Genomic DNA, 26,863 nt, shown 5'->3' on the forward strand with positions numbered 1-26,863 from the left:
GGCTATTTAATGCACTATAACTTTATATATAAAACAAGAATAAATCATACCTAACGAGTTCCCATTAAGCTAAATCACTAAATTCAATTCACAAGTCTATTAAAGCGAGTCGGGGATAATAAAAAGCCGGCGTAGATGCCGGCTTGGAGAAGTGTAGAGATACAGTATTAGTTAGAATGCTGATGTATCTTGGAACAAACCCACTTTCAGATCTTTGGCGACATAGATTTCTTTACCATCGACAAGCACGCGCCCGTCAGCAACACCCATCACCAACTTGCGGTTAATCACTCGCTTCATGTGAATTTCGTAGCGTACTTGCTTGGCAGTAGGAAGTACTTGGCCGGTAAATTTGACTTCACCCACACCAAGCGCACGTCCTTTACCTTCGCCACCAACCCAGCCAAGGAAGAATCCCACAAGCTGCCACATTGCATCAAGACCTAAACAACCCGGCATCACAGGATCACCCGGGAAGTGGCAGTCGAAGAACCAAAGGTCAGGATTAATATCGAGCTCGGCGATGATGACCCCTTTGTCGAAATCCCCACCTTGTTCGGTGATTTCAGCGATGCGATCCATCATGAGCATGTTAGGCGCGGGGAGTTGCGGTCTACCAGGGCCAAATAGTTCACCCTGGCTAGAGGCGAGAAGGTCTTCACGATTATAGGAATTTTGGCGTTTCATTATATCTAAACTGCTCCTTATTCAATTGCGAGCAGATTAGCGTACACGTGTACGCCAAACAACTCGGATCAGTACTGGCCCAACCAGTTTTTTAATCGGCTAAACAAAGTGTTGCAGGTTTGTTTTTCACCATTATGAAAGTGATCGATCCTGTCAGAAATTTTGCCAAGTAATGTTTCGCCTTCGTCTCCTGAGAATGGGAGCCCAGTCACGATAGGAAGCGCTTGTTCGACATCATCGACCGCCCAAATATGAAATTGACCGGCTTTTATCGCATCCACGACATCTTGGCGTAGGCAGAGCGATGAAAGATTTGTTTTCGGTAATACAATGCCTTGCTGACCAGTTAAGCCACGATGCGCGCAAACTTGATAGTAACCTTCAATTTTTTCATTGATCCCTCCTACGGCTTGCACTCGTCCAAACTGGTCGACAGCGCCCGTAATCGCAATCGCTTGATTGATAGGTTGCAAGGAAAGCGCGCTAACAAAAGCACACAGCTCTGCCAAGGAAGCGCTATCACCATCGACCTCACAATAAGATTGCTCAAACACAATGGACGCTGAGTAGGGCAATGGTTCATCAAGATTAAGCGCAGCACTAACAAAGGCCTGCATAATCATCATGCCTTTGGCATGAATATTACCCGCGAGTTCCGCTTTGCGTTCCACATCAGCAATGTCGCCGTCGCCAGAGTGTACAACACATGAAATACGTGCCGGTTCACCATAGCTCATGGGATGGCCAGGGACTTCAATGACAGTGAGACCGTTGATTTGGCCAATATGTTCACCGCGAGTATCAATAAATACTTGGCCTTTATGGATATCTTCAATGGCTCGTTCAGGCAAGTAGGCGGCACGTTGATAGCGCTCTGCTAATGCCTTAGCAATCGCGTCCCCGTCCAATTGGTTTTTAGCATGCATAAGTGCTTCGCCAAGCAGCTGCTGATACCACACTGGGCACAAAGGCATACGGTGCTGGGCTTCACTTTCTCTCGCTCCTGCTTGCATCAGTTGGACAATGGCAGTATCAGTAATGGTTTTATCTGTTAATTGATTTGCAATGCCTTTTAGCCAAGCAAGATAGGCTTCAATATTGTTCTCATTGACTTCAATGTCTTGTTCGTACTCCGCGAATGCGGCGATACCATCGTACAAGTCAGGTTCATGAGTCTCGAAATCTGCTAACCATTGTCGATCGCCCACCAGTATCACTCGGACGCTGAGCGTCTCATCAGGCAATGCGGTCAGTTGATCGGCACGTGCTGTTTGCCAGGGTAAGCGACCCGTGGCGAGTAGTTGACGCAAACGAAGCCAAACACGCGGTTGTTGAAGCACATCTGCGATTTTGAGAATGATGGCGCCTTGATGAGCTTGATGAATTAAGCCAAATTGCTTTTGTGACGCTGTAACGTTTTTATTTTCATCATAAGCAAAGCCGAATAGTGATGTCTCAGTGATGTTTTCACCCACAATCACAGGGGTATGTGCATCAATTTGGGTTAACGCATCCTGGTACGCATTAAGATAGCCCGGCAAATCAGAGGACATGACGACTAAGCACTGTGTTGGACAGTCTGGTGTCATTAGCCACCGGAACGCGCGACCAAGTCGAGATTGGAGTGAGAATAGCTCAGCCGCTTCCAATGTCTCAAATTGAGCAATTGCTGGGGTAAACTGAGAATAATGTGGTTTGGCATCACGCCAATCAACTTCATGCATGTCTATGATTACTGACTAGGATTAGAATGGAACGAGTATAAAGGATAACACACTGGGCGAATAGGCATACTCGCTATGGGCACACCGGTAAACGACGGGCAGGGAATCGATACGCCGCTTTTACTATGTGTGATAATTGAACAGATTGACAGTTGATGTTACGCTGTCACCAATCGGCGTAATCAAAGCTTGGGCATATGAAATATCAACAACTCGAAAACCTCGAAGCGGGCTGGAAATGGACCTATCTAGTCAAAAAATGGAAAGATGGTGACACCGTCACAAAATACATTGATAGTTCCGAAATACAAACGGCTATCGATGCGTTAATGGCGATTGAGCATGAGCCAACGCGCGTCAATCAATGGATTGAAAAGCACATGTCGCCAGCGCTCGATAACAAGCTCAAACAAGCAATTCGTGCCAAGCGAAAGCGTCACTTCAATGCCGAGCAAGAACACACCCGCAAAAAATCAATTGATTTGGATTATCGGGTCTGGGAACGGCTATCACAAAAAGCGCATGAGCTAGACGCGACCTTATCCGATACCATCGAGTATTTGTTGTCCGAGGCAAACCGTACAGAGAGCGCTAGCAAGCAAGTTGATGCACTGAAAAAAGATTTGAGCAACTTACTCGATATGTAGCCGTTGGACAGATTGCATTCACAGCAAGAGTCTGACTCTGGAGCAGTTAGAGCAGTATTATGGGTTATTTTTTATTTATATCGTTCGCGATTTTCCTCGCGTTTATGTTGATTGATAGACCTTTGATTGTCATCGCATTTAAAGATGGTCAGCTTGTTCGTCACAAAGGCAAAGTGCCAAAAGGTTTCTTGCATGATTGCCAAGAAATTGCCAAACGAAATCCGTTTACCGGAACCGTTAAAGTGTATAGCAACCGTTTTAAGCCAGCGAAATTGGTCATGTCACGCAGCATCGATAGTCGTACACAGCAGCGCATCAAAAACGTTTTTCCACATCAATCATTCAAATAGTGCTAGTTTTCGCTCAAATAACATTACTGTTGGAAGCGATAATCAACACGTCGCCTCTGTGTTAACAATTAAACCCAAGTGCGCATTATATAGATTATGTTAAATGAGGTGTACAATTGATTGTGATGTCTGCCGATTAACCATACGCTTCTCTACTTCATCCGTGCCATTAAACGTAATTAGCTATTTACCATAAAATAGCTAATTACTACTTCTTTTAATCTGATTATCCCAACTTGGTATAAACCGATTCAACTCATTGTAATTAGACCTCGCAATGGCTAGCGCGAGTTACTCGGTATGTAATCCGGGCTGGTAGTCACTGAGCACCGCATGGAGGCTTTCAGCTCTGACCGGTTTGGTGACGAAGTCGTTCATGCCCGCTTGAATGCAGCGACGGCGGTCTTCGTCCATCGCGTTAGCCGTTAGCGCGATAATTGGTTTGTCAAAGCCTGCCATCCGTAATGCCTTGGTCGCGGCAATGCCGTCCATCACTGGCATCGACATATCCATGAGCACTAAATCAAAATCATCGAGGTGTTGCTGAATATGGTGAACGGCTTCTTCACCGTTGGATGCCAAAATGACTCGATGGCCTTGCTTTTCCAGCATGAGTCTCACCACCATTTGGTTGGCGCGACTGTCTTCGGCCACTAAAATCGTCATCGGAGGCACTACATCATCATGATTTTCATCTGTTTTTGGTCGTTCCGGCGGTAATGCGCCATCGGGAGGCGCAATGATGGGCAAACGAACACAGAAATCTGTTCCTTGGTTTGGCTCGCTTTGCACGCTGATGGTCCCACCCATCATTTCAACCAGCTTTTTACAGATAGACAGTCCTAACCCTGTTCCGCCGAAACGGCGCGTGATACTGCCATCTGCTTGAGTAAAGGGATCGAATATCCGCGCGAGTTGATTTTCTTCGATACCGATGCCGGTATCTTTCACCCATAACACCAACGTGTGCTGCTCGGCATCAAGAGATACGGTGACACCACCACGATCAGTAAATTTGAGTGCGTTACCGATAAGGTTCAGTAAGATCTGCGTAAAGCGATTTTCATCCATAAAAATCGTCTCTGGAACCACAGATGAAACCGACATGGATAAGTAGATATGTTTTTTATCGGCACGATCGACCAATTGCTGATAGACATTTGTGACACTGTCACTAGGGCGCATGACGGAGGGAGACAGAGAAAAGCGATTGGATTCAATTTTTGATAAATCAAGCACGTCACTAATAAGCGTTAAGAGCAACTGAGCCGATTTATCCATCTGCCCTACCCATGCCATTTGATCAGCGTTAAGCGAAGAATTTTGCAGTGCGTCAATCAGCCCCAGCACCGCGTTTAACGGAGTTCGTATTTCATGACTCATCACCGCCAAAAATTGAGACTTCGCATTATTGGCTAGCTCTGCTTGTTGGCGTGCTTGTTGTAGCTCTTCGACACGACGCTTGGTGGTAGTAATATCCTTGGCCGTGCCACGATACCCCACTAATTCTCCCCGTTTATTATAAAAGGGGCGGCCCGACAAACTTACCCAGTAATTATTTGTACCGGCGCGCATATGCCATTCAATATCACTGAACGCTTTCTCGTGGCGGATGAGTCGTTCTAAGCGTGCTTTCAGCGCCGTATCTGACTTAATTTTATTAAGTAGCGCTTCCGGATCGATATCCGCATCGGTTGACGGCGAAGAAAGGTAAGTAAGATGAAAGCTGTTGTCTAATTCCCAAAACCAATCACTGGCTGTTTGGGCAAAATCTTGAAAACGTTGACGACTTGCATTGAGCTCTTGGGTGCGGATCCCAACCAGCGTGTGCAGGCGGTGACGATAATCGATATCCATAATCGTCCGTTGGATTAATGGACGAAATCTGTCTAACACTTGCTGGGCTTCGTCGTTGAATGAATCGCGTCGATGCGACAACAACACCAACATCACTTCACTGTCGTTAACAGTCAGGCCGCTGATCAGTGCTGTTCCATTGATATATCCAGCATACTGGTGCGTCAAACAGTGCAGTTCTTTGACCAATCCTGGCTTATAAATCGCGACTGTCTCACCGCGGACACAACGACGAAACACCTCCCCCGTTTGCCAAGTCACGGTTTCCAAAGAACTGTCTGTTGCTACGAGGCAGCGGAACGCGTCTTCAGTTTCTCGGTTTCGGCTCAAGGCTAAGGCGCTATCAAAGCTGACATAGCGACGGATCACACCTAATAGCGAGGCAAAGATATCCGTTTTAGTCGTCGCTTCTGTCATTGCTGAAATCGCAGATAAGATGGCATCGTTTTCTTCACGCAGACGCTTTTCTCTCGCCTCGACGCGACTGAGTTCGAACAATGTTTCTTGGAGCGATTCTGAGTCTGAGCGAGCAGACGCAGTGAGTCGTTGCGACGCCATGATTAATCCTTGTGAAATAGCACAGCTGAGATCATTAAATTACCGTGAGACAACTCGCCACCTTTGAACAAACCCTGCTCGCCAAAGGTAAACGGACAAACGAAAGGCGCATCGTATAACGCAATATTGATATTGTGAGCGACTTGCTCTAGCTTGTCTTTGACATGCAGCATGCATCCTGCACAGTAAATCGCTAATCCCCCTAAGGGTTCAGGCTGTCGCAACGCATGATCATTGGCTGATTCCACTACTCGGCTAGCGCGCGCGACTAATCCTTTGCTGGTCCCATACATCAAGTGCACCGATTGACCGACTTCGAGCTGAGAGAATAGCTCTAAATGGCCTTGCTCATTAAATGCCATTGGATGGGCCAATGTGTAATAAGGTAGACCATGAATGGTGCCAGTTTGGGTACCCAACGGATACAATGTGGATTGCGTAAACACTGGTTGTTGTGTATCGAAGGCGATACCGGTTTCCGCCTCGTACCATGCTTTGTAGACCTCTGCCGCGGGCTGGTGATCAAGACTAACCAATTGGCGCCCTCTTACATCCGTCACTGTTGCACTGCGCTGAGTAGCTGCGTAGCCGGAATGAAACGAGTAGCTGACTCTTGCAGACGGATAAAACACACTAATCGCAACCCCTGTATTTGCGGTGCGTTGGCTATCGAAGACACGCCATTGCCCTTGCACACTATCCGCGGCAGCTGAGCCACCGATCACCGGCACTGCAACCCCCAGTTCTTCTCGAATCGCGGACAATGTATGTTCTTCTTCACCAGGGGTGCTATGAAGTGCAATGAGTTTTGGTAACTCACCACATCGGCCACTGTTTTCGATCGCTTGGTTCAAGGCAATACGCGCAGAGTCAGCGACTTGACGATGGGGTTCGTGCGGCACCAAAGCGGAACCATAGCACCCTTTCTCATCATTGCACGCCCAGACAGCAATGGACGGCCCTTCTATATAGCCACTTTGTGTCATCACACCACAACAGGTTGAGCAGCCGACCATTTGGGCTTCTGGAAACAGTTCAGATAATGTCTCTCTAAGCTGATCGGCATCATATTGCTCGGTAAAATACACCATTAAGAGCTGTGGTGTGGTTAATCGTGCTTTTAGCGAACGAGCAAGGGCGTGTGCCGCTTGGCTCGCATCGCTCAGTCGCGTATGTGCTGTCGCTATTTTCATACAACCCGTATGTTTTAATGACACATTAATGAGTAAGAATAGTCATGATACGCACATTAGGCGTCGAATTCATCGCTTTAGGTGGCTGAAATTGCACCTAATCTCGCGTATCCTTAGTGCAACCTTGTTACGGATAGACAAAAAAACATGGACTGTCGACCTATCGCGCTGCTAGGTGGAGCCTGCAAACTCGGTGCCGTTTTGTCTCATCAACTCGCCGGCAAAGGCTTCATTCCCATCTTGATCGATCACCGAATAACCAACGGCTTGGACATCGTCGCAGACGAGCCTCGTGCTCGCTTTCGTGAAGCGCAACCTTCGGCGAGTGAAACCCTTAGAGTATTGGAAGAATGCTGTCGGCAAATGGGACCTCTTCATGGTGCTGTCGTGCTCCTTGAACACGGTCAGGCATATTTATCTGCCGTGGGTTGGCATGATTTGATGGCAGCCTGTATCCACGAGCCCGCCTTTGTCATGCTCCAATCACTTAATCCAAATGGCCCCGCACACAAAGCCGATACAGAATGTGTGAAACGCTTTAACAGAGTCATTTTCAAGTCGGATCACACAATTAACACGAATGACGAGTCGTTACTAGAAGGTAAAAAGTGCGAAGTTTTGTCATCTCTGACTGGGTTCCTAATAAGCGAAGATTCAAAATTCATTGATAATCAGTCATTTGAAATATCACTGTAAAAAAGGATTAGAGAAGTCTTTAGATAAATACCACTCTAGTAAATATACGACACCTATCTCTTAAAAAGTGAATTTACACGCATATCAATTGGGCTTTTTTAGGTAATTAAAGTTGAATTGATACTGATCAATGACAACCACAAACGTGTCTTGACCCTCGGGCCGAGTCTCTGATGTCCACTGCCAAACTCGTTGCACGCCTTCTGGGGTTTCTTCTGACGATGCTGCGACTTTCGGCGCCTGTGCGCCATCTGCCAACCAGTAGGCAATATATGGCTTTGTCTTTGATATTAAAAAGAATTTTAAATTATCCCCTTCTTCTCGCCATTGATAATTAAGCAATTTCGGGGAATGTGATGTGCCACAAACTCCTTGGCGACCATCGCAGTCTATACTCGAAAGTCCCGGCGTATAGATAAGGGTGCGCCAAATGAACGCGGAGATTAAAAGTGTAAGCATCACCAATATTTGCGTGAGTCGGCCTTTGGTAAGTTTTTCTGCTGCCATAGTTAGGTTTTTCCGTGTTACAGAGGTCAAAGTTTTATAAGAAAGAGGGGTAAGCCGTACTGAGTGTGTGGGTTAGCCCCTGTTTTTCACCCATTATCTACAGTATGATTCTGGCCGAAAATGCCATTTTTACAAAGAAATAGCAACGGAGCGAGCAAAGCGGTTAAAAACCGTACGCGACGGATGATGTGCTTTGGGATGGTATGTAACAAGACGAAGCGGAGGCTTCGTCCGTATCAAACGTGAGTGTAGTTAACCAAAAAGTGGAAGCATGCAATATGAGCCAAGTTAAGCAGCTTGAACAAGACTACAACTACCGCGTTGTCCGCTTATTCACCCTAACAACTATTTTGTGGGGTATTGTGGGCATGGCAGTAGGTGTACTTATTGCCGCTCAGTTGGTGTGGCCTGCGCTGAACTTTGATATTCCGTATTTGACCTACAGCCGTTTGCGCCCACTGCATACTAACGCAGTGATCTTCGCATTCGGTACCAGTGCGCTGTTTGCAACGTCTTACTACGTTGCGCAACGTACGTGTCAAACACGGTTATTCGGAGGGAAGTTAGCAGAGTTTACCTTCTGGGGCTGGCAAGCCATTATTATCGCCGCAGCAATCTCGCTGCCTATGGGATATACCACCTCGAAAGAGTACGCAGAGCTAGAGTGGCCAATTGACCTCGCTATTGCTGTTGTATGGGTGGCATACGCCATTGTGTTCTTTGGAACACTGATTAAGCGTAAGACCTCTCATATCTATGTTGCGAACTGGTTCTTCGGTGCCTTTATCCTGACCATTGCTGTACTGCATATTGTTAACAGCATGGCGATCCCCGTTTCACCGATGAAGTCCTACTCTATCTACGCCGGCGCCGTCGACGCCATGGTGCAGTGGTGGTATGGACACAACGCGGTAGGTTTCCTACTGACGGCTGGCTTCCTAGGTATGATGTACTACTTTGTGCCTAAGCAAGCAGGTCGTCCAGTGTACTCATATCGCCTGTCTATTGTTCACTTCTGGGCACTTATCTCACTGTATATCTGGGCGGGGCCTCACCACCTCCACTATACAGCACTGCCTGACTGGACCCAGTCGTTGGGTATGGTGATGTCGCTGATCCTGTTTGCTCCATCTTGGGGGGGTATGATCAACGGTATTATGACCCTGTCTGGTGCATGGCATAAACTGCGTTATGATCCAATCTTGCGCTTCTTGATCGTTTCTTTGTCGTTCTACGGCATGTCGACGTTCGAAGGCCCAATGATGTCAATTAAAACGGTCAACGCATTGTCGCACTACACCGATTGGACCATTGGGCATGTGCATTCTGGTGCTTTGGGTTGGGTAGCGATGGTATCGATCGGTTCCATTTACCACCTTATTCCAAAACTGTTTGGCCAAGAGCGTATGTACTCCGTATCACTGGTTAACGTCCATTTCTGGCTCGCTACTATTGGTACTGTTCTGTACATCGTGGCAATGTGGATTTCTGGTGTGATGCAAGGTCTGATGTGGCGTGCAGTGAACACTGACGGCACCCTCACCTACAGTTTTGTGGAATCACTAGAGGCCTCATATCCGTTCTATTTCGTCCGCTTTATCGGCGGTGCAATCTTCCTCTCAGGGATGTTCCTGATGGCTTATAACGCGTACAAAACGATTCGTGCGCCAGAAGCTAGCTTGAAGTCGCTTGAGCCTGCGGTATAAGGAGAACGAATAAATGAGTGCCAATCGCCACGAAATCGTTGAAAAAAATACCGGTCTGCTTGCGATTTTAATTATCGTTGCAATCAGTTTTGGTGCGCTGGTCGAGATCACCCCGCTGATCTATCAAAAGCAAACCACTGAACCGGTAGATAACCTTCGTCCGTACACAGCATTAGAGATGGAAGGACGCGACATTTATGTGCGCGAAGGCTGTACTGTTTGTCATAGCCAAATGGTGCGCCCTTTCCGCGCAGAAACAGAGCGTTACGGCCATTACGCAGTGGCTGGTGAAAGTGTTTGGGAACACCCGTTCTTATGGGGTTCGAAGCGTACAGGTCCTGACCTTGCACGTGTGGGTGGCCGCTATTCTGATGAATGGCATCGTGTTCACCTGATTAACCCGCGTGACGTGGTGCCTGAATCAAACATGCCAGGTTTCCCTTGGCTTGCTGAAAATAAGCTAGATGGGAAAACCACTGCTGCTAAGTTGAAGCTGTTCCGTGACCAATTCGGTGTGCCGTATACCGATGAGGACATCGCGAATGCGAAGGCATCAGTTGAAGGTAAAACAGAGATCGAAGCACTGATTGCATATCTTCAGTCACTCGGTCATGCAATGAAGTAAAAAAGGAGGGCCTATGGATATCGGCACCTTTCATAGTATTTGGACAGTAGTCCTATTTGTTAGCTTCATTGGGATCGTTATTTGGGCTTACAGCAAAGGTCGCAAAAAGCACTTTGATGATGCGGCCAATCTGGTGTTCGCCGATGAGGACCAGGATAAGTCCAAAGACAAGACAGGAGATAATCGCGAATGAGTACGTTTTGGAGTCTCTTTGTAACAATCATCGTACTCGGCACCATTGCAGGGTGTGCAGCCCTTATCATTTGGACGACCAAAGATAAGATGGGTGTTGCCGAAGGGGATGATATGGGTCACGACTACGACGGTATTCGTGAGCTGAATAACCCACTTCCCAAGTGGTGGTCTTACATGTTTTGGGCCACGTTAGTGTTTGGGATTGGGTATCTAATCTTGTATCCAGGTTTAGGTAACTTTGCCGGCGTTCTAGGTTGGAAAAGTTCTTATCAGGATATAAGAAGCGTCGAGGAGTCGCGTGAATTGATGGCGAAAGCGCAAGAAGCGCAGCACATCAACCAGTACGCGATGGAACTAGAAGCCGCAGACAAAGTGTTTGGTGAAGCCTTCCGTAAGCTTGCTTACCAAGAAGACGGGAAAACGCTTCGCCCTATTACGCAAATTGCGGATAACGAAGAAGCCTTAAAGGTTGGTCAACGTTTGTTTATTCAAAACTGTGCACAATGCCACGGTTCTGATGCACGTGGCCAGGCGGGCTTCCCTAACCTGACCGACGACGCTTGGTTATACGGCGGTGAGCCTCAAACCATCAAGGCAACCTTGATGCACGGCCGCCAAGGTAATATGCCAGCGTGGTTAGACACTATGGGTGAAGACGGCGTAAAAGAAGTCGCTGCCTATGCCTTGAGTCTTTCTGGTCGTAAGGTTGACGCGCAAATGGCCGCAAAAGGTAAGACGCGCTTTGTTGTCTGTGCTGCATGTCATGGTACAGATGGTAAAGGTAACCCAGCCTTCGGCGCACCAGACCTCACCGATAACGTCTGGCTATACGGCGGCTCTCGCCGTGCAGTTGAAGACACTATCCGCTACGGTCGCCAAGGTGTGATGCCTGCATGGAAAGATATCCTCGGTGAAGAAAAAATTCAGTTGCTCTCTGCTTATGTATGGCGTTTGAGTAACCCTGAAGTAAAATAAGCACTTACGTGTGAACATGGCCCCTGTTCCGCAGGGGCTTTTTTTAACGCTCAAGCAAAGGTGTTCCCCATGATAAAGCCCTGGTACAAGCAGTTCTGGCCTTGGTTCCTTATCGCGCTTCCCGCTTCTGTTGTTGTCGCCAGTTTGCTCACAGTGACAGTGTTTTCATTGAACTCAGTGTCGCTTGTGGCTGAAGATTATTATAAAAAAGGAAAAGCGATTAACGTCGACCTTTCTAAACTTCGTGTGGCGGCTCAAAAAGGGGTTTCCGCTAGCCTATCAACGACGCCGGACGCATTACGCATTGCGCTCAATAAGGGCGAACTTGAACGTTTCCCAACCCTTCGGGTACATGTTCAACACCGCACGCTAGAGCGGAAAGACATCAATGCGATGGTGAATCCGAACCAAGCGGGCATTTATCATATTGATCTTGCCGAGCCAATTGAGGGGCCGTGGTTTGTTGAGATCTCGTCGTTTGACGATAGTTGGAAGGTAAACGGACGGGTAAATTTCCCTCTCTCAAGTGATTGGACACTAAGCGGTAAGCAGTAATCATGACCCACTCCTGTTATCACTGTGGTGAGCCAGTTTTGACTGGCGACACCTATCAAGTTGTGATCTTTGATCAACCTCGTCTAATGTGCTGTCCTGGTTGCCAAGCAGTGGCAACCACTATTGTAGACAGTGGTTTGAGTTCTTATTATCAGTATCGAACCACCCCAGCAGACAAAGCCGACCTCGTGCCGGAAGAGCTCAAATCACTGTCGCTATATGACAATGAAGATGTTCAACGTGAATTTGTTCGCGACCTCGCAGAACAAAAAGAAGTGACACTGTCACTAGAAGGTGTGTCGTGTGCGGCTTGTGCATGGCTGATTGAAAAGCAATTGCAGCGCGCCCAAGGCGTGACGCATATCCAAGTCAATACAACCACTAACCGTGCGACTGTGCGTTGGGATCAAACCCAAACATCACTCAGTACTATTCTTACACACATTCACCAACTCGGTTACAAAGCTGCGCCGTTTGAAGCGGATAAGCAAGAGCAGCAATACCACCGCAATATGAAGCAATATCTCTATCGTCTTGGGATTGCAGGCCTCGCTACCATGCAAGTGATGATGCTTGCCGTGGCAATGTACTTTGAAGTCTTTGGCGATATGGATGAAACCTTCCGAAACTATTTCCGTTGGATAAGCCTTATCTTTGCGACTCCCGTGCTGCTTTACTCCGCGCTTCCGTTTTACACCAATGCGTGGCGAAACTTAAAAGCACGTACACTGGGTATGGATGTGCCCGTTTCTATCGCCCTGCTCTTTGCCTATTTTTCAAGTTTGTACGCGACCGTTACCGGCAAAGGCGAAGTCTTCTTCGAATCGGTCGCGATGTTTACCTTCTTCTTACTGTTGGGGCGTTTTCTGGAAATGCGGGCAAGACGCACAGCCGCAGCCGCGAGTGCAAATTTGCTCAAGCTGGTACCGAAAATGGCACGTTATCTTGATGGCGAAGCAGTGCCTGCGAATAGCCTCTCGGTCGGAGAAAAAATACGCGTGTTGCCAGGTGAGCCTTTCCCTGCCGATGGTGTGGTACTAACCGGCACAACCTCGGTTGATGAAGCGATGCTCACCGGCGAGTCACTGCCGCAAATGAAACAAGAGGGAGACGTTGTTTACGCGGGGACCATGAATGTTGAAGGTAACGTCGACCTTGAAGTGACAGCCAATCATAAAGAATCATTAGTTGCTAACATTGTTCGCCTACAAGATGAAGCACAAATGGCGAAGCCAAAAGTCGCTGTCCTCGCGGACAAAACTGCCCGCTACTTTGTCGCCGCGATTTTACTTATCTCCGCCTCAACGTGGTTATATTGGCATTTTGAGCGACCTGACGATGCATTTTGGATCATGCTGTCAGTGTTGGTGGCGACCTGTCCTTGTGCACTATCTTTAGCAACACCGACCGCATTAACCTGCTCAACCTCAACCTTTGGTCAGCTCGGTATCATGTTGCGCCGCAGTCATGTGCTGGAGACGTTAACGAAAGTCAATCGGTTGGTTGTCGACAAGACGGGTACCCTGACAGAAGGTAAGATTGAGATCAGTGATGTCGCGATCGTCAATCCTGAATATGATGAACAAAACGTACTGGACATTGCCGCCAGCTTAGAAGCGTTTGCCAACCACCCGATTGCCCACGCTTTTCAGTTGAGAGCCTTAACGTATTATGACGTCGTTGACGCAGATAACCACATTGGGCTAGGTATCAGTGGCACAATTAACGGACAACATTGGCGGATCGGCAAGCCGGATTTTGCGCTGACCACCACAGAGACAGCATTTAGCCATTACCCAGTCGTGCTCTCGTGTGATGGTATGCCCATTGCCGCCTTCTCGCTCAATGACCCAATTCGTGATAGCAGTGCATCCTTAATTGCTGCGTTCAAACACGCAGGCATTCAAACCACCATGCTCACCGGCGATCAATCTGCCAATGCCGACATGGTCGCAAACCAGCTTGGCATTGAAACTGTGATATCAGGCGTATCGCCACAAGGAAAACTGGCGTATCTTCAAGAGCTTTCAAGCGATACGATTACATTAATGGTCGGTGATGGTGTTAATGATGCCCCTGTACTTGCAGGCGCACACCTCTCGGTGGCGATGGGTGGCGGTACCGACATCGCTAAAGCCTCCGCCGATATGGTGTTACTGAGCGATGATCTAGAAAAACTGCTTACGGCGAGACAACTCGCGCGCCGCACACGCCGTATCATTGCCGAAAACCTCGCATGGGCTTTAGGGTACAATGTCACCATTCTTCCCCTTGCGGTAATGGGGTTTGTCGCGCCTTATGTTGCCGTGGTAGGCATGTCAGCAAGTTCCATTATTGTGGTATCGAATTCACTCCGTCTGCTCAACCGAAAATAAGGAAATCTTATGGCCAGCCTTTATATTTTGATCCCAATTGCCATCATGCTGGTCTGTGTGGCTGCTGTGGTGTTTATTTGGGCGGTGAAGTCCGATCAATTTGAAGATTTAGAACGCCAAGGCTCATCAATCCTATTTGATGAGGAAGAGCCAGAGAAAAATGCGCAGCGTAACGAAAACGAATCCGACAACCAGCACTCATCCAAACATCCCTAAACGAGCCTTGTATGACTAACGTTGATTTTATTGGCGCCTTCGTCATTGGTTTGGTCGGTGCCGGGCATTGTATTGGGATGTGTGGTGGTGTGGCGGCAGCAATGTCACTCGGTATCCCCAAACATAAAGCGAAATGGCCCTACCTACTTTTGTATAACCTTGGACGCATTACCTCCTACACCATTGCAGGTGCACTGATTGGCGGTGCAGTTGCCTCTATTCTTGCCATGAGTGATCTCACCCATCAGCTGGCGGTCCTACGCCTTTTTGCCGCGGTGATGATGCTGTTGCTTGCGGCTTATCTGGCACATATCTGGAACGGCTTAAGTTATATCGAGCGGGTTGGTGGCAAATTGTGGCAGCGCGTCTCCCCGCTTTCCTCGAAGTTATTGCCGCTTAAATCACCAACCTATGCACTTCCATTTGGCTTAGTCTGGGGCTGGTTGCCCTGTGGACTGGTTTACTCTGCACTCAGTTGGTCAGCGGTTGCAGGTAGCGCATCAGGAGGCGCCGTGATTATGTTTGGCTTTGGTCTCGGTACTTTGCCTGCGATGATCACAGTGGGTGCACTTGCGGAGCGGATCAAACCCATACTCAATAATCGCCTAATACGTTTGACATGTGCTACATTGATGGCATTGTATGGGGTTTACACAGCGTATGGTGCATTAAAGTTACTTTTGTAGATAGACCTTAAGGATAAGGTCGACCAAGCACGCCATGATGGTGTAATATTACTAACGACGTTTTTTATTTCAGGCAGGTGTATGGTGTCTAATAAGATCATCACTCGGCGGGTACAGTCTGGTGGCTGTGCAATTCATTGTCAGGATTGCAGTATCAGCCAATTATGTATCCCTTTTACGTTAAATGAGCAAGAGTTGGATCAACTGGATAGCATCATTGAGCGAAAAAAACCTATTCAGAAAGGCCAAGAGTTGTTCAAAGCGGGTGATCATCTTCGAGCACTTTACGCAATTCGGTCAGGAACCATCAAAAGCTACACCATCACCGAACAAGGTGATGAACAAATTACCGCGTTCCATTTAGCAGGCGATCTGGTTGGCTTTGACGCCATCAACGAGAGGGAGCACCCAAGTTTTGCGCAGGCGCTTGAAACCTCGATGATCTGTGAAATTCCTTACGAAACGCTAGACGATTTGTCAGGCTCTATGCCAAAGTTAAGACAACAAATCATGCGGTTGATGAGTAATGAGATCAAAGGAGACCAAGATATGATCTTGCTCCTATCGAAGAAAACCGCAGAAGAGCGTCTTGCTGCCTTCCTTTACAGTCTTTCCAAACGATTTGCTCAGCGTGGATTTTCGCCTCGTGAGTTCCGGTTGACGATGACCCGTGGCGATATTGGTAACTATCTCGGCCTTACTGTTGAAACAATTAGCCGGTTGCTAGGTCGCTTCCAAAAATCAGAAATTCTTGCCGTGAAAGGGAAATACATCACGATTCTCAATCTGGAAGAACTGGCGCGTTTAGCGGGTGAAGAGTGCTAAGCTACCCTTTCAACATGTAAACAAATTCCTAATAAATGGCGCATTATGCGCCATTTCTCTTTTTTACTTCCCTATCTCGATTTTATATCGCTCTCTTAGATGTTGTGCGTTACATTGAAACTACACGGTGCATCTGTGCTAAGGAGGCAGATATGTCCAGGTATACAAATCTTCTGGTTGTGATCGACCCCGCCCAAGACCAACAACCCGCACTGTCTCGCGCAGTCACATTAAGTGAGCGTTGCGATGCGGATGTAAAACTGACCCTATTTCTTGCTATTTATGATTTCTCTTATGAAATGACCTCGATGCTCTCATCCGACGAGCGTCAAGCAATGCGAAATGGCGTGATGCACCAACGTGAAGAATGGATGAATGACATCATTCAGTCACACAACGCGCAACATTGTGATATTGAAAAAGAGGTGGTTTGGCATAACCGCCCTTATGAAGCCATTGTTGAGCGAGTATTGAGCCATCAGCATGACTTAGTGGTTAAGGCCACGCACAAGCATGACACCTTAGGCTCTGTGATTTTCACTCCAACTGACTGGCATCTATTACGCAAATGCCCAAGCTCTGTGTTGTTGGTGAAAGAACATGGATGGCCAGAAAAAGGCAAAATCATTGCGTCCGTGCATGTTGCCTCTGAGAGCGAAACACACGCCATATTGAATGATAAACTCGTGGATGAAGGCGAAGTGATGAGCGCCATGCTTGGTGCTGAGCTTCATTTAGCCAATGCCTACCCGGCAACACCGGTGAACATTACCATCGAGCTACCAGAGTTTGACCCCACCTCATATACCGATGCGGTTAGAGGACATCACCTCACTGCCATGAAAGCGCTCCGCCAGCGTCACCACATTGAAGAGGCGCGTACACATGTACATGAGGGATTGCCTGAAGATGTTATTCCCGAGATCGCACGTGAATTAGATGCAGAGCTGGTGATTCTTGGCACAACAGGACGAACCGGCCTTTCCGCGGTCTTTATTGGTAATACGGCAGAACATATGATTGACCAACTGGATTGTGACTTGCTCGCCATCAAACCGGATGGTTACATCAGTCCACTTGATCCTCGCGCGAGCGATTAACCCTTCAACCCTAGCAGGCAGTGCGATTCACTGCCTGCTGCTGGCATTTATAGTCAAAATCCGTATCATACCCGCCATTCATGCATTCACTGCAGCGCAACGTGGTTGCGCTGCCCATCACGCGAAAGTACTTATGAGCACGCAAGAGCTGACCAAAGCACAAAAATACGGGTTTAATAAACTGCAAAAGCGCATTCGCCGTAATACCGGCCAAGCCATTGCTGACTTCAATATGATTGAAGATGGCGATCGTATCATGGTGTGCTTATCTGGCGGAAAAGACAGTTACACGCTGCTAGATATGCTACAAAGCTTGCAAAAAAGCGCTCCCATTTCGTTTGAGCTTATCGCGGTCAACTTAGACCAAAAACAGCCCGGCTTTCCCGAGCATATCTTGCCAGAGTATCTTGATAGTCTCGGTGTCGAGTATAAGATTGTTGAAGAAGACACCTACTCGATTGTGAAAGATAAAGTGCCGGAAGGTAAAACCACGTGCTCACTCTGCTCACGCTTACGTCGCGGTATTTTGTATCGTACGGCTAAAGAGTTGGGAGCCACTAAAATTGCCTTGGGCCACCATCGCGACGACATCCTTGAAACCTTATTCTTGAACATGTTTTATGGCGGCAAAATGAAAGGCATGCCACCCAAGCTTGTCTCAGATAACGGGGAACATGTGGTGATTCGTCCTCTGGCCTATTGTCGCGAAAAAGACATTGAACGTTACTCGGAGCAAAAAGCGTTTCCGATTATTCCATGCAACCTATGTGGCTCGCAGCCTAACCTGCAACGCCAAGTGATCAAGGATATGCTGCGTGATTGGGACAAGCGTTTTCCTGGACGTATTGAGACCATGTTCCGCGCGATGCAAAATGTGGTGCCTTCGCACATGGCTGACTTCAACTTGTTTGATTTCAAATCAGTGGCAGCTGGTATGGCCTATGAAGGTGATGGAGACACTGCCTTCGATAAAGAAACCTTTACCAACCCGACACCCGATAATGATGATGTGGTTGAGGTAGACCCGGCATTAACATTAGATGTGATGAACGTGAGCCACTAGCTAACCCGTTCGTTATCGTAAAAAAGCGCTCCGAGAGCGCTTTTTTTCTATCAAGAGGAAGGGTCTTTTGGTAGCCAAGGTGATATTTTAATTGGCGTGGCTGGAAGCGTTAAGCGTGACTCCGGTTGCAACGCACTGGCATCAATGGTCACTTTACGGTACTCAATCACGTACGATTGGCCGGTTGTTGATACCACATTACCGCTAACATCTGGTCCAAAATGCACCACGACACCCTGCGTTTTCGGCATAAACCACGACGCGAACATACCGCCGAGATTCTTCATCATCGCATCCATTTGAGGCAACCAGCCTTGAATTTGCTCCCCCGTCAATTGCTGATCAACCGGCGTATTCACTAGAACCTGAAAAGAGATGTCGCAGGTCATGCCCGCTGGAGTTTCCACAAATACATCTGGGTTCACTTTGCGTAACTGATTATCCAGTGGCAGTGGCAATGCTTGCGATGGCGGGATATCAAAGGCTTCGTAATGTTCCTTTTTGCGCATCCACGCTCGAGATATGGGGCACACCTCGCCGGTATCAGGCGAAACCATAAAATACGCGACACCAATATCTGGGTGCCCTTCTTCAACATTATGCTTGAGCTGAGTGAACAATTTGCTGTAGCTAAATCTCATGGTATCGGCATGGGCAGGCAAGCTCATACAAGCTGCCAGTACCAATGCACTGGTTAATTTTTTCATGGACACTCCGTGTACGGGCTAAACGCCAATCAGGCATCAAAAGTATCGTTGCCTGACGAATGGGATGTTTCAGGGGTAGCATTGTTATCGTTATTTTGTGACACCGTCACTTCGACGCCGACACCAAACATTTCTCGGTAAATCACACCCTTAACATTGAACAGAAAGGGTAATGCCCAAACCAATGCAAAGCCAGCGGTAACAAAAGAAATGAGAAATAGCACGCCGACCACCGCATAAATGGTGGCAAGGGCGAGCACTTTCTTGTTGACGGCACGGAAAGACACCGCCAGCGCCTTTAACGGCGTCAAACGCTTTTCACAAATCAGTAGCGGTGCCATCGAAAAGGCCATCGCGACATATAAGCTCAATAATGGGAAAATCATACTGGCGACGCTTTGTAACGTCGCAGACAAACAAATCACCACGGTGACAGGCAGTGCAAACGCCAACCCCTTAACTAGATGGCGAGGTTTGGACCTAAACCCAATGGCATGCGCCAACCCCATCAGGCTTGCACCTGCATACAAGGGGGCAATCAGCACCTCAGAGGTAAAGTTAGATAACCACACGGATGACACCATATCTGTGGTCATTTCGCGCTGCCCGACTAACCCCTCGAATAAATGAGAGGGATCGCCCAGAAGTAACGTCAGCATCAACACTAGAATACCAATTTGAACGGCAAATAAGCATAAAGCCGCGGGCAGAAAGGACCAGAAGTGTTTAAATGTCAGCGAGAACGCTTCTTTAATAATCTCAAATGGCTCGAGGCGATATCGACCGTTGAGTGCGGTCTCTATCGACCCACCAATATGTAGCGCATTGTTGAAATCTTGTTGACTCATAATCGTTATTTGTCATGACTGTTGTTGACAGTATATCTGACTGTTACCAATAGCCAAAAACCAATCTCACCAGAAAACAAGGAATCCGTGCTATTTTTACCCAACGTTAACATCAAGGATGTTTCATGATTTACCCATGATAGCGGCTGATTAGAGCACGGCGAAAATGTGTAAAAAATTTCTTTAACTTAGCAGGATGCACGTCTATCATGCGCCGTCTATTTTATGGGTAAATCCGCGAACAACAATTTGCCAGGTAGGGAGAGAACGAACCATTGAACCACGCGCATGTATCTCACAAACCGGTTGTTGAGCTTAAATCTCTGACCAAAAGCTTTGACGGCAAAGAAATCATTTCCCGTTTCAATCTCACCGTTAATGATGGTGAATTTCTGACTATCCTCGGCCCTTCTGGCTGCGGGAAAACAACCGTATTACGTCTTATCGCTGGCCTTGAAGATGCGGACAGCGGCCGTGTCATTATCGATGGAAAGGATGTCACTGATATCCCCGCCGAACAGCGCCACGTAAATACGGTGTTCCAGAGCTACGCCCTTTTCCCGCACATGAGCGTATTCGAAAACGTTGCGTTCGGACTGCGGATGCAAGGTGTGGATCGTACGACGATCGAGCCTCGGGTGATGGAAGCGCTGCGTATGGTGCAGCTTGACCATTATGCGTCGCGTAAGCCACATCAATTATCGGGTGGTCAGCAACAACGTGTTGCAATTGCTCGTGCCGTTGTCAATAAACCGAAAGTGTTGTTGTTAGATGAGTCTTTATCCGCGCTAGATTATAAGCTGCGTAAGCGCATGCAAATGGAGCTCAAACAGCTACAACGTAAACTGGGGATCACCTTTATCTTTGTCACACATGACCAAGAAGAAGCACTGTCGATGTCCGATCGAATATTAGTGATGCGTGATGGTGAAATCGAGCAAGACGGTAGCCCTCGTGAGATTTACGAAGAGCCGAAGAACCTGTTTGTGGCGCGCTTTATTGGTGAAATCAATGTGTTCGATGCTACCGTGATTAAACGGATGGATGAGCAACGCATTTGGGCGCGTATTGAGTCACGTGAATGTGAGGTCTACTGCAAACTGGATGTAGGTGCCGGCGATCAAGTCAAAGTCTTGCTGCGCCCAGAGGACATTCGCATTGAAGAAATTAGTGATGATGCTAACCCCAATGGCCTAATTGGCTACGTGCGTGAGCGTAACTATAAAGGCATGACGCTAGACTCTGTGCTCGAGATGCCATCAGGGCAAACCGTGATGGTCAGCGAATTCTTTAATGAAGATGACCCGGATGTTGACCACTCACTCGACCAAAAAGTGGCAATCACTTGGGTTGAAAGCTGGGAGGTGGTATTGGCCGATGAAAAAGCTTAACCTGCAAACCGCCATCATTGGCTTGGTTGTCGGTTGGTTATTGGTTTTTGTCTTTATGCCCAACCTGATGATCATCATCACCAGTTTCTTAACCCGTGACGATGCCAACTTGATTGAGATGACCTTCACACTCAGTAACTATGCCAAGTTACTGGATCCTCTCTACGCCAAGGTGGTGTGGCATTCGTTCTATATGGCAGCCATCGCGACCCTGATTTGCTTGTTAATCGGTTACCCGTTCGCGTTTATCATCGCCAGAATGCCAAAACGCATGCGCCCGTTAATGCTCTTTTTGGTCATTGTGCCCTTCTGGACGAACTCACTGATCCGTACTTATGGCCTTAAGATTTTTCTCGGCACACGCGGCTTATTGAACGAAAGCCTGATGTGGCTTGGCGTGATTGAGCGCCCCATTCGTATTATGTATACCGAATACGCGGTCATGATTGGTCTTGTCTACATCTTGCTGCCGTTTATGATTTTGCCCTTGTACTCCAGTATTGAAAAGCTGGATAACGCGTACCTTGAAGCGGCACGCGATCTTGGCGCGAATACGGTTCAACGTTTTATTCGCGTGATCCTTCCCCTCACCACACCAGGAATTATTGCCGGCAGTTTGTTAGTGTTACTGCCCGCCTTGGGCATGTTCTATGTCTCTGATTTATTGGGTGGGGCGAAAAACCTCCTGATTGGTAATGTGATTAAGAGCCAAATCCTCAATGTACGAGATTGGCCATTTGGTTCCGCAGCCAGTATTTCTCTGACCGTTCTCATGGGTCTGATGTTGTTCGCCTATTGGCGGGTTGGAAAGTGGATGAATCGTAAGGAGACACTTGCATGAGCCGCATCTTACGCAGTGGATTCTTGTCCCTAGTTTATGCCTTTTTGTATATTCCAATCATTATATTGATTGTGAATTCCTTTAATGCCAGCAAGTTTGGAATGAACTGGAAAGGCTTTACTTGGAAATGGTATGAGCAGCTTATCAACAATGACAGCTTGGTTCAGGCGGCAGGGAACTCGCTCACCATCGCGATTTTCTCTGCCTCTGCGGCGGCAATTATCGGTAGCCTCACGGCAGTCGCGTTGTTCCGCTATCGCTTTCGTGGCAAGCAATTCGTTAATGGTATGCTGTTCGTGGTGATGATGTCGCCTGATATTGTGATGGCCATTTCACTGTTGGCATTATTTGTCTTGATGGGCGCACAATTGGGCTTTCTTACTTTGCTGCTCTCGCATATCACCTTTTGTTTGCCGTTCGTGGTGGTCACCGTGTACAGCCGCTTAAATGGCTTTGATGTCAAAATGCTTGAGGCGGCACGTGATTTAGGCGCCAGTGAATGGGTCATTCTGACCAAAATCATTCTGCCCCTTGCAGCGCCTGCGGTGGGCGCGGGCTGGTTACTGAGTTTCACACTCTCCTTGGATGATGTGATTGTTAGCTCTTTCGTGACGGGCCCAAGTTATGAAATTTTACCTTTGAAAATCTACTCAATGGTTAAAGTTGGCGTCTCACCCGAAGTTAATGCCTTAGCGACCATCATGCTAATGGTATCGCTCGTCTTAGTTATGTGCTCACAATGGCTGGCTAAAGATCGACTAAAATAAATCTTTCCTCGGGCTGCTGCCCCGCTGGCAGCCCGCTTCCTGTTGTCTGTAATGTCTAGGAGTTTTCACCATGACCAAATGGTCTTCACTCTCTGCGTTGGCGCTGCTGGGTGCGTCACTGGTCCCATCAACGGCATCGGCTGAAGATGATGTTCTCTACTTTTACAACTGGTCCGAATACATTCCAGCATCCGTGCTAGAAGAATTTACCGAAGAAACCGGTATTGAAGTCATGTATTCCACCTATGAGTCCAATGAGACCATGTATGCGAAATTAAAGACGCATCCTGAAGGCTATGATTTGGTTGTTCCCTCAACCTATTACGTCTCCAAAATGCGTCAGGAAGGCATGCTACAGAAAGTGGATAAAACCAAGCTAAGCCACTTTGACGGCCTTGACCCAGATAACCTGAACAAACCCTTTGATCCTGATAACCAATACTCTATCCCTTATATCTGGGGAGCAACGGGCATTGGGGTCAACACTGATTTTATGGATAGCAGCGCTGTCTCTCGCTGGGCCGATCTGTGGGATCCTAAATGGCAGGGTCAATTGCTGATGATGGATGACGCGCGCGAGCTCTTCCACATCGCACTGCGTAAGCTGGGCTATTCAGCCAATACCACCAACCCGGATGAGATTAAAGCCGCCTACGAGGCGCTGCGTGAGCTAATGCCAAATGTATTGGTATTTAACTCCGATTTCCCTGCCAACCCCTACCTTGCCGGCGAAGTCACCTTGGGGATGCTTTGGAATGGCTCTGCGTATATGGCCCGTCAAGAAGGCGCTCCCATTGAGATTGTCTGGCCAGAAGAAGGCGCTATCTTTTGGATGGATAGCCTTGCCATTCCCGCCAACGCTAAACATGTCGACGCTGCGCACAAGATGATCGACTTCTTGCTGCGTCCAGAAAACGCCGCGAAGCTCGCACTCGAAATTGGCTACCCAACACCCGTTAAAGCGGCTTATCCGCTGTTACCGGCTTCCTTTAAAAATGATCCTAATATTTACCCACCGAAAGCGGTGATGCAGGCCGGAGAATGGCAAAACGCGGTCGGTGATGCCAACCGCTTATACGAAGATTATTTCCAGCGCTTAAAGGCGGGGATGTAATAACGAGACGTTGGGGCCTGAGGGCCCCTTTTTACTGTTCAAGGGCGAGAATTTCATCCACCAGCGCCGGTACGAGCGTGCTGGCTTTGCCGTAACGGCGTTCACTGAACTCACTTTCAACCGCACTGGGCTCCAAGTTGATTTCAATGGTGTGAGCCCCATGCATCGCCGCTTCATGTACAAATCCCGCCGCGGGATAGACTGCACCAGACGTCCCAATAGAGACGAATAAATCAGCTTGGGTGAGTGCATCATGGATTTGTCCCATCCCCAGTGGCATCTCGCCAAACCAAACCACATGAGGACGAAGGGGCGCTGGCATTTGACAGCAATGACAGTGATCAGCCTCAGTAATATCCCCTACCCAATCAATGGTCTGTTGCGAGTGGCTGCAGCGTGCTTTGAGGAGCTCGCCATGCATATGAATGATGTGCTGTGTGCCGGCACGTTCATGAAGATCATCAATATTCTGCGTGACCACCAGCACAGTGGCATCACTTTCTTTTTCTAAACGGGCTAGCGCGTCGTGTGCCGCATTGGGCAATACACCGGATTGAAGCTGGCGACGGCGGTCATTATAAAACTGCTGAACCAATCGCGGATTACGCGCAAAGCCTTCTGGCGTCGCGACATCTTCAATATGGTGCTCTTCCCACAGGCCATCTTGGTCACGAAAGGTACGAATACCCGACTCTGCAGAAATGCCCGCACCAGTAAGCACAACAATATGTCGGTAGGGAAATGTCATAGCCCATCCTTGATTTTTATCTAACACCTTCATTTATAACACCCAAAATGAAACCTTTGAAGCATGGTGGCTTTAGACCTTGGTCGCGAAATGGTTTCCTTAGGAAAAAATGCTCGACCGCGATCACGAACCGCTAATGCAACGACTGGCTAGACCAATCAATCCGTCCGCTTGGGTTACAATACTCACTTGTTTATCGCTTTTGTTAACAATTATGCAACTTGAACGTTATTATAGTGAGCAGGACGGAAAACTGCTTTTTACTCGCCAGCAAGCCAGTGACTTTGCCAAACGTGTTGCCGGTGACTTTAACCCTATCCACGATACTGAGGCATCACGCTTTTGTGTTCCCGGCGATCTTCTGCTCTCTATTTTGCTTGCAAAGATTGGGATCAGTGAGCATATTCAGATTCATTTTAATGGCATGATCAGTGCGAACACGCCATTACAGATTGTCGAAACCGATCATGAAGTCACTGTGGTCGATGAAAACCAAAAGCTCTATCTTACCCTGACCCGCCGCGGTGCTGTACGACACGACCCTGCGCTTGCTAACGAAATTGCTCAGCACTATGTACAGTTTTCAGGTAAAAACTTTCCCCACATCATGGTGCCATTGATGCGTGAGCAGCAGATGATGATCAATACCGATCGTCCACTGGTGATGTATGAGAGCATGAGTCTGTCGTTTGATGATTTACAAATTAGCTCGGCAGAAGTTGCCCTTTCTAGCTCAACCATGAGTGTTAACGGTAAACGTGGCAAGGTCGATCTCGCGTTTGATTTTATGGTTGGGGACAGGCGTGTCGGTCATGGTTGCAAGACAATGGTCGCTAGCGGGTTGCGCCCTTATTGTGAAGACGCGATTCAAGATTTGGTTGAGCGTTTTAATGCCCGTAAGCAGGCATACTGTATGGCTTAGCTTTTTTTGCATTTTATCCGCACCCACGTTTCGCCCTGATCTATAGTTAGATGAGGGCGTTTTTATAGGGAAGTTATTATGCAATCCAGTAGCTTGGTTGAGCGTATCGATAAATTACCGAAGATCCCCAAAATTGTGCAAGAACTGATTGATTTGGTAAACAGTGACAGTGCCGATCTCAATCAAATTGCGGACAAAATTTCATACGATCAAGTGATTTCAGCCCGAGTACTCCGCTTATCAAATTCCGCCTATTTTGGACGAGCCCGGAACATTGGCTCTGTCAATGAGGCAGTCATTCGGCTTGGGCTTGGCCCCGTGCGCACCCTCGTCGTATCAAGTGCATTAATGAGTGCGTTTGACGTCGATAGTGATTTGGATATCGACGCATTTTGGCAGCACACCTTTGAAGTGGCGACCATCAGCAAAGCGCTCGCGGGCTCATTAAAAATGGATCCGAATGAGGCGTTTACTGCGGGGATGCTTCATAACTTAGGCGAATTGCTGATCATGACAACCGCTTATGAACAGCTTGATAGGATCAATCTACATATAGAAGCGGGTAAACCCAAGCAAGAAGCGCAGGAACTCATTTTAGGTGTCACCAGCGCAGAGTTAGGCGGTGAGTTAGCACGTAGGTGGAATTTTCCTGATCGGCTTTGCGATGCGATTCGCTATCAATTTACGCCCGTCCATCAAGAACAATTCTCGCCACTGGCCGGTATCTTACGACTGGCGGGGAAAGTCGACGAATCATGGCAGGAGTTTGTCACCACCGACTCCAAGCTCGAGTGGCTTAATCAGCAGCTCGAATACAATATGCTCGGCTTTCCTAAAACCGTGGTCGCCGCCGTTGATGATGTGATCGGCAAAGGCCGTGAGATGGCGAAGATGCTGAAATAGTTAAATCTGACTGTACATAGAATACAAGCGCCATCGCCATCCAGCATGGCGCTTTTTGGTTGTCACCGAACGTTGCCATTGC

Annotated in this window: 28 protein-coding genes; 20 read left to right on the forward strand and 8 right to left on the reverse strand. The window is 47.9% G+C overall.

All coding sequences use genetic code 11. The annotated features are described in order from the left end of the window. Nucleotides 1-171: 171 nt before the first annotated feature. A complete protein-coding gene (fabA, locus tag E8E00_RS06685; RefSeq protein WP_069587720.1) occupies nucleotides 172-687 on the reverse strand; it encodes a bifunctional 3-hydroxydecanoyl-ACP dehydratase/trans-2-decenoyl-ACP isomerase in 516 nt (171 codons plus the stop codon). Nucleotides 688-755: 68 nt separating this feature from the next. Continuing rightward, on the reverse strand, nucleotides 756-2,411 hold the full coding sequence (locus tag E8E00_RS06690; RefSeq protein WP_096628387.1) for a Lon protease family protein: 1,656 nt from the start codon (nucleotides 2,409-2,411) through the stop codon (nucleotides 756-758). Nucleotides 2,412-2,608: 197 nt separating this feature from the next. Here E8E00_RS06690 and matP point away from each other — a divergent pair, with 197 nt between their 5' ends. Beyond that, nucleotides 2,609-3,058, forward strand: a complete 450-nt coding sequence (matP, locus tag E8E00_RS06695) for a macrodomain Ter protein MatP (RefSeq protein WP_069587717.1) — start codon at nucleotides 2,609-2,611, stop codon at nucleotides 3,056-3,058. 59 nt (nucleotides 3,059-3,117) lie between these two features. After that, on the forward strand, nucleotides 3,118-3,408 hold the full coding sequence (locus tag E8E00_RS06700; RefSeq protein ID WP_069587715.1) for a DUF3634 family protein: 291 nt from the start codon (nucleotides 3,118-3,120) through the stop codon (nucleotides 3,406-3,408). Nucleotides 3,409-3,699: 291 nt separating this feature from the next. On the opposite strand, the gene E8E00_RS06705 is transcribed toward E8E00_RS06700, so the two are convergent. After that, the gene (locus tag E8E00_RS06705) at nucleotides 3,700-5,823 is read right to left on the reverse strand and encodes an ATP-binding protein (protein WP_096628384.1); all 2,124 of its coding nucleotides are present in this window, start codon (nucleotides 5,821-5,823) and stop codon (nucleotides 3,700-3,702) included. A 2-nt stretch (nucleotides 5,824-5,825) separates the two neighbouring features. After that, nucleotides 5,826-7,016 (reverse strand): FIST signal transduction protein, encoded by a 1,191-nt coding sequence (locus E8E00_RS06710; RefSeq protein WP_096628381.1) that lies wholly within the window; start codon nucleotides 7,014-7,016, stop codon nucleotides 5,826-5,828. Between the two features lie 201 nt (nucleotides 7,017-7,217). Here E8E00_RS06710 and E8E00_RS06715 point away from each other — a divergent pair, with 201 nt between their 5' ends. Beyond that, on the forward strand, nucleotides 7,218-7,712 hold the full coding sequence (locus E8E00_RS06715) for a hypothetical protein (RefSeq protein WP_136588373.1): 495 nt from the start codon (nucleotides 7,218-7,220) through the stop codon (nucleotides 7,710-7,712). Nucleotides 7,713-7,796: 84 nt separating this feature from the next. On the opposite strand, the gene E8E00_RS06720 is transcribed toward E8E00_RS06715, so the two are convergent. Beyond that, nucleotides 7,797-8,219, reverse strand: coding sequence for a hypothetical protein (locus tag E8E00_RS06720; RefSeq protein WP_096628374.1), 423 nt, complete (start codon nucleotides 8,217-8,219; stop codon nucleotides 7,797-7,799). A gap of 278 nt (nucleotides 8,220-8,497) precedes the next feature. On the opposite strand from E8E00_RS06720, the gene ccoN reads away from it, so the two are divergent. The 11 genes from ccoN (at nucleotide 8,498) to ttcA (ending at nucleotide 18,540) form a co-directional block, all read left to right on the forward strand. Then, nucleotides 8,498-9,925 carry a cytochrome-c oxidase, cbb3-type subunit I gene (gene ccoN, locus E8E00_RS06725; RefSeq protein WP_077456158.1) on the forward strand — a complete coding sequence of 476 codons (1,428 nt, stop codon included), beginning with the start codon at nucleotides 8,498-8,500 and terminating at the stop codon, nucleotides 9,923-9,925. Nucleotides 9,926-9,938: 13 nt separating this feature from the next. Beyond that, the gene (ccoO, locus tag E8E00_RS06730; protein ID WP_069587701.1) at nucleotides 9,939-10,550 is read left to right on the forward strand and encodes a cytochrome-c oxidase, cbb3-type subunit II; all 612 of its coding nucleotides are present in this window, start codon (nucleotides 9,939-9,941) and stop codon (nucleotides 10,548-10,550) included. 13 nt (nucleotides 10,551-10,563) lie between these two features. After that, entirely contained in the window at nucleotides 10,564-10,743 is a 180-nt protein-coding gene (locus E8E00_RS06735; protein WP_077456156.1) for a cbb3-type cytochrome c oxidase subunit 3, read from the forward strand. After that, nucleotides 10,740-11,720, forward strand: coding sequence for a cytochrome-c oxidase, cbb3-type subunit III (gene ccoP, locus E8E00_RS06740; RefSeq protein ID WP_077456155.1), 981 nt, complete (start codon nucleotides 10,740-10,742; stop codon nucleotides 11,718-11,720). Before E8E00_RS06735 ends, ccoP begins: the two co-directional genes overlap by 4 nt. A gap of 69 nt (nucleotides 11,721-11,789) precedes the next feature. Beyond that, nucleotides 11,790-12,275, forward strand: a complete 486-nt coding sequence (locus E8E00_RS06745) for a FixH family protein (RefSeq protein WP_077456154.1) — start codon at nucleotides 11,790-11,792, stop codon at nucleotides 12,273-12,275. 2 nt (nucleotides 12,276-12,277) lie between these two features. Then, a complete protein-coding gene (locus tag E8E00_RS06750; RefSeq protein WP_096628371.1) occupies nucleotides 12,278-14,650 on the forward strand; it encodes a heavy metal translocating P-type ATPase in 2,373 nt (790 codons plus the stop codon). Between the two features lie 9 nt (nucleotides 14,651-14,659). Beyond that, the gene (gene ccoS, locus E8E00_RS06755; protein WP_069587692.1) at nucleotides 14,660-14,866 is read left to right on the forward strand and encodes a cbb3-type cytochrome oxidase assembly protein CcoS; all 207 of its coding nucleotides are present in this window, start codon (nucleotides 14,660-14,662) and stop codon (nucleotides 14,864-14,866) included. 11 nt (nucleotides 14,867-14,877) lie between these two features. Continuing rightward, nucleotides 14,878-15,552 carry a sulfite exporter TauE/SafE family protein gene (locus tag E8E00_RS06760; RefSeq protein WP_096628368.1) on the forward strand — a complete coding sequence of 225 codons (675 nt, stop codon included), beginning with the start codon at nucleotides 14,878-14,880 and terminating at the stop codon, nucleotides 15,550-15,552. A gap of 81 nt (nucleotides 15,553-15,633) precedes the next feature. Further along, nucleotides 15,634-16,377 (forward strand): FNR family transcription factor, encoded by a 744-nt coding sequence (locus E8E00_RS06765; protein ID WP_077640996.1) that lies wholly within the window; start codon nucleotides 15,634-15,636, stop codon nucleotides 16,375-16,377. Between the two features lie 152 nt (nucleotides 16,378-16,529). Then, nucleotides 16,530-17,477, forward strand: coding sequence for a universal stress protein UspE (gene uspE / locus E8E00_RS06770; RefSeq protein ID WP_096628365.1), 948 nt, complete (start codon nucleotides 16,530-16,532; stop codon nucleotides 17,475-17,477). Between the two features lie 133 nt (nucleotides 17,478-17,610). Then, complete coding sequence (ttcA, locus tag E8E00_RS06775; protein WP_096631385.1) at nucleotides 17,611-18,540, forward strand: tRNA 2-thiocytidine(32) synthetase TtcA; 930 nt, start codon at nucleotides 17,611-17,613, stop codon at nucleotides 18,538-18,540. Nucleotides 18,541-18,590: 50 nt separating this feature from the next. Here the strand turns inward: ttcA and E8E00_RS06780 are convergent, their stop codons facing one another. Together E8E00_RS06780 and E8E00_RS06785 are read right to left on the reverse strand one after the other, a co-directional pair. Next, a complete protein-coding gene (locus tag E8E00_RS06780) occupies nucleotides 18,591-19,247 on the reverse strand; it encodes a DUF2987 domain-containing protein (protein WP_096628362.1) in 657 nt (218 codons plus the stop codon). Between the two features lie 29 nt (nucleotides 19,248-19,276). Then, nucleotides 19,277-20,095 (reverse strand): hypothetical protein, encoded by an 819-nt coding sequence (locus tag E8E00_RS06785; RefSeq protein WP_096628359.1) that lies wholly within the window; start codon nucleotides 20,093-20,095, stop codon nucleotides 19,277-19,279. Between the two features lie 275 nt (nucleotides 20,096-20,370). On the opposite strand from E8E00_RS06785, the gene potA reads away from it, so the two are divergent. The 4 genes from potA (at nucleotide 20,371) to E8E00_RS06805 (ending at nucleotide 24,208) form a co-directional block, all read left to right on the forward strand. After that, complete coding sequence (gene potA / locus E8E00_RS06790; protein WP_069587679.1) at nucleotides 20,371-21,486, forward strand: spermidine/putrescine ABC transporter ATP-binding protein PotA; 1,116 nt, start codon at nucleotides 20,371-20,373, stop codon at nucleotides 21,484-21,486. Then, a complete protein-coding gene (gene potB / locus E8E00_RS06795; RefSeq protein WP_077456146.1) occupies nucleotides 21,473-22,327 on the forward strand; it encodes a spermidine/putrescine ABC transporter permease PotB in 855 nt (284 codons plus the stop codon). Before potA ends, potB begins: the two co-directional genes overlap by 14 nt. After that, nucleotides 22,324-23,094, forward strand: a complete 771-nt coding sequence (gene potC, locus E8E00_RS06800) for a spermidine/putrescine ABC transporter permease PotC (protein WP_069587677.1) — start codon at nucleotides 22,324-22,326, stop codon at nucleotides 23,092-23,094. Before potB ends, potC begins: the two co-directional genes overlap by 4 nt. 70 nt (nucleotides 23,095-23,164) lie before the next feature. Continuing rightward, a complete protein-coding gene (locus tag E8E00_RS06805; protein ID WP_069587674.1) occupies nucleotides 23,165-24,208 on the forward strand; it encodes an extracellular solute-binding protein in 1,044 nt (347 codons plus the stop codon). Nucleotides 24,209-24,239: 31 nt separating this feature from the next. Here E8E00_RS06805 and cobB read toward each other — a convergent pair whose 3' ends face one another. Further along, the gene (gene cobB / locus E8E00_RS06810; protein ID WP_096628356.1) at nucleotides 24,240-24,956 is read right to left on the reverse strand and encodes a Sir2 family NAD+-dependent deacetylase; all 717 of its coding nucleotides are present in this window, start codon (nucleotides 24,954-24,956) and stop codon (nucleotides 24,240-24,242) included. 214 nt (nucleotides 24,957-25,170) lie between these two features. On the opposite strand from cobB, the gene E8E00_RS06815 reads away from it, so the two are divergent. Both E8E00_RS06815 and E8E00_RS06820 read left to right on the forward strand, forming a co-directional pair. Next, nucleotides 25,171-25,878: a DUF3581 family protein gene (locus tag E8E00_RS06815; RefSeq protein WP_077641003.1), complete on the forward strand. Its 708-nt coding sequence runs from the start codon at nucleotides 25,171-25,173 to the stop codon at nucleotides 25,876-25,878. 78 nt (nucleotides 25,879-25,956) lie between these two features. Further along, a complete protein-coding gene (locus tag E8E00_RS06820) occupies nucleotides 25,957-26,781 on the forward strand; it encodes an HDOD domain-containing protein (protein ID WP_096628353.1) in 825 nt (274 codons plus the stop codon). Nucleotides 26,782-26,863 lie beyond the last annotated feature (82 nt).

The organism is Salinivibrio sp. YCSC6 (assembly GCF_004916735.1).
In the GTDB taxonomy this organism is placed as follows: Bacteria; Pseudomonadota; Gammaproteobacteria; order Enterobacterales; family Vibrionaceae; genus Salinivibrio; species Salinivibrio proteolyticus.

Coding starts and splice junctions, on each gene's coding strand:
- fabA (WP_069587720.1), bottom strand. CDS start 687: ATGAAACGCCAAAATTCCTATAATCGTGAAGACCTTCTCGCCTCTAGC.
- E8E00_RS06690 (WP_096628387.1), bottom strand. CDS start 2,411: ATGCATGAAGTTGATTGGCGTGATGCCAAACCACATTATTCTCAGTTT.
- matP (WP_069587717.1), top strand. CDS start 2,609: ATGAAATATCAACAACTCGAAAACCTCGAAGCGGGCTGGAAATGGACC.
- E8E00_RS06700 (WP_069587715.1), top strand. CDS start 3,118: ATGGGTTATTTTTTATTTATATCGTTCGCGATTTTCCTCGCGTTTATG.
- E8E00_RS06705 (WP_096628384.1), bottom strand. CDS start 5,823: ATGGCGTCGCAACGACTCACTGCGTCTGCTCGCTCAGACTCAGAATCG.
- E8E00_RS06710 (WP_096628381.1), bottom strand. CDS start 7,016: ATGAAAATAGCGACAGCACATACGCGACTGAGCGATGCGAGCCAAGCG.
- E8E00_RS06720 (WP_096628374.1), bottom strand. CDS start 8,219: ATGGCAGCAGAAAAACTTACCAAAGGCCGACTCACGCAAATATTGGTG.
- ccoN (WP_077456158.1), top strand. CDS start 8,498: ATGAGCCAAGTTAAGCAGCTTGAACAAGACTACAACTACCGCGTTGTC.
- ccoO (WP_069587701.1), top strand. CDS start 9,939: ATGAGTGCCAATCGCCACGAAATCGTTGAAAAAAATACCGGTCTGCTT.
- E8E00_RS06735 (WP_077456156.1), top strand. CDS start 10,564: ATGGATATCGGCACCTTTCATAGTATTTGGACAGTAGTCCTATTTGTT.
- ccoP (WP_077456155.1), top strand. CDS start 10,740: ATGAGTACGTTTTGGAGTCTCTTTGTAACAATCATCGTACTCGGCACC.
- E8E00_RS06745 (WP_077456154.1), top strand. CDS start 11,790: ATGATAAAGCCCTGGTACAAGCAGTTCTGGCCTTGGTTCCTTATCGCG.
- E8E00_RS06750 (WP_096628371.1), top strand. CDS start 12,278: ATGACCCACTCCTGTTATCACTGTGGTGAGCCAGTTTTGACTGGCGAC.
- ccoS (WP_069587692.1), top strand. CDS start 14,660: ATGGCCAGCCTTTATATTTTGATCCCAATTGCCATCATGCTGGTCTGT.
- E8E00_RS06760 (WP_096628368.1), top strand. CDS start 14,878: ATGACTAACGTTGATTTTATTGGCGCCTTCGTCATTGGTTTGGTCGGT.
- E8E00_RS06765 (WP_077640996.1), top strand. CDS start 15,634: ATGGTGTCTAATAAGATCATCACTCGGCGGGTACAGTCTGGTGGCTGT.
- uspE (WP_096628365.1), top strand. CDS start 16,530: ATGTCCAGGTATACAAATCTTCTGGTTGTGATCGACCCCGCCCAAGAC.
- ttcA (WP_096631385.1), top strand. CDS start 17,611: ATGAGCACGCAAGAGCTGACCAAAGCACAAAAATACGGGTTTAATAAA.
- E8E00_RS06780 (WP_096628362.1), bottom strand. CDS start 19,247: ATGAAAAAATTAACCAGTGCATTGGTACTGGCAGCTTGTATGAGCTTG.
- E8E00_RS06785 (WP_096628359.1), bottom strand. CDS start 20,095: ATGAGTCAACAAGATTTCAACAATGCGCTACATATTGGTGGGTCGATA.
- potB (WP_077456146.1), top strand. CDS start 21,473: ATGAAAAAGCTTAACCTGCAAACCGCCATCATTGGCTTGGTTGTCGGT.
- potC (WP_069587677.1), top strand. CDS start 22,324: ATGAGCCGCATCTTACGCAGTGGATTCTTGTCCCTAGTTTATGCCTTT.
- E8E00_RS06805 (WP_069587674.1), top strand. CDS start 23,165: ATGACCAAATGGTCTTCACTCTCTGCGTTGGCGCTGCTGGGTGCGTCA.
- cobB (WP_096628356.1), bottom strand. CDS start 24,956: ATGACATTTCCCTACCGACATATTGTTGTGCTTACTGGTGCGGGCATT.
- E8E00_RS06815 (WP_077641003.1), top strand. CDS start 25,171: ATGCAACTTGAACGTTATTATAGTGAGCAGGACGGAAAACTGCTTTTT.
- E8E00_RS06820 (WP_096628353.1), top strand. CDS start 25,957: ATGCAATCCAGTAGCTTGGTTGAGCGTATCGATAAATTACCGAAGATC.